Annotated in this window: 2 protein-coding genes and 1 pseudogene; 2 read left to right on the top strand and 1 reads right to left on the bottom strand. The window is 61.3% G+C overall.

The features are described from left to right. Positions 1 to 130: 130 nt before the first annotated feature. On the bottom strand, positions 131 to 322 hold the full coding sequence (locus J7367_RS22120; protein WP_081028050.1) for a hypothetical protein: 192 nt from the start codon (positions 320 to 322) through the stop codon (positions 131 to 133). A gap of 282 nt (positions 323 to 604) precedes the next feature. Here J7367_RS22120 and J7367_RS22115 point away from each other — a divergent pair, with 282 nt between their 5' ends. Then, positions 605 to 1,099, top strand: a complete 495-nt coding sequence (locus J7367_RS22115; protein ID WP_057664394.1) for a BLUF domain-containing protein — start codon at positions 605 to 607, stop codon at positions 1,097 to 1,099. A gap of 82 nt (positions 1,100 to 1,181) precedes the next feature. Continuing rightward, positions 1,182 to 1,337: pseudogene (locus J7367_RS22110) on the top strand (IS5/IS1182 family transposase); the annotation flags it as partial.

The following is a 1,337-nucleotide window of genomic DNA, read 5'->3' as shown; positions in this document are numbered from 1 at the left end:
CCGGCGATGGGGAGCGTGCGTCTGTGAACCGGGAAATTCCCGCGGAAAGCGCCAGAAATGGCGAAATTCCGAAGTTCCAAAAGCCACTCTTCGGAACGACGCCACCTTCCGCCCTGTCAGGTCTCGTTGTTCAGACCTTCCCTAGGCGCACAGGGCCTTCGATGAGATGACCGGCCGCCGGAGGCGTGGCGGCGCATCCTCCGAGCGACATGACGGCAAGCACTGCCAGAAACAGAAAGGGGCCGCGATGAAGGTCATGCTTGCCGACGGTCATCGTCTGGCGTGATTGAGGGAGCGTGTAGCCCTGGAGCGATGCGTGCATTGTCGACTTCCTTCAGATTCCTTCAGATGAAACCGCGGTCACGTCTTCGGCCATCCACTGCTTCAGCGTCAGCGTCTTCGCGCGCCGTCCATCGGATCCACTGGCCTGCCAGCATGGCACTGCACGAGCCGGGGCGGGCGAGCATGCTGGCCCATGGACGCACATCGCCGCCATGTATAAGTAAATTGTAATGTCTCCATTGCCAACCGGTGCGTCGCGCCCTGATACTGGCGCTCGCAGCGACCTCAGGAGGAGCCGGCGCTGACGACTCTGCAGAAATGGATGTTGGAGCAGATCACCTATCGAGATGCGTTCTTGGCAAATCCACCGCTGCAGGCCATCGCTTACGTGAGCGAGGTGCGTCGTCCCATGTCGATGGGGGAGGTCGACCGGCTGCTTGTCTCTTCCAGTGCACACAACTCGCTGGCCGCCATCACCGGTGTCCTGCTCTACGACGGCGCTCGATTCTTCCAGTATTTCGAGGGCTCACCCGCCGGAGTGCAGCACACCTACGATCGCATCAAGCGGTCTTCGCGCCATCACGTGATCGCGGAGGTCTACAACGGTTCCATCGTCGAGCGTTACTTTCCCGACTGGCAGATGGCGTGCCGGAAAGTGCTCCCCGGGTCGATCGTCGAGCTCAGCGCACAACGCTGGTCGCGCACACGCCTCGCGCTGTGGTCTGCGGGAAAAAAGCCAGAGCCTGTCTCCCGGTTGCTGGAGTTCTGGGAGGGAGCCACGCCCCGGCAGCTGATCTATGAAACCAGGCGCGCGTGAACGCTCTACCGCATCGCTAAGGAAGGTCTGATCAACTCACCGCAGATGCGCGACACTATCGCCTTATGTAGAGGATTCATCCATGCAGCTGACGTTCGGTGACGCTGAGGGCTTGGGCAAGCGTAAGCAGACCCGGCGCGAGATCTTTCTTGCCGAGATGGAGCAGGTTGTTCCGTGGCAGCAACTGCTTGCCCTGATCGCGCCGCACTATCCAGTGTCGGGGCGGCCAGGTCGGCAG

This window comes from Xanthomonas sp. D-36-1 (assembly GCF_017746155.1).
GTDB lineage: Bacteria > Pseudomonadota > Gammaproteobacteria > Xanthomonadales > Xanthomonadaceae > Xanthomonas > Xanthomonas cissicola.
The sequence above is the reverse complement of the archived record's forward strand: the minus strand, read 5'-3'. Positions and strand labels throughout refer to the sequence as shown.

Excerpts from the sequence above, each read along its gene's own strand:
- J7367_RS22120 (WP_081028050.1), bottom strand. The coding sequence starts at position 322 with ATGCACGCATCGCTCCAGGGCTACACGCTCCCTCAATCACGCCAGACG.
- J7367_RS22115 (WP_057664394.1), top strand. The coding sequence starts at position 605 with ATGTTGGAGCAGATCACCTATCGAGATGCGTTCTTGGCAAATCCACCG.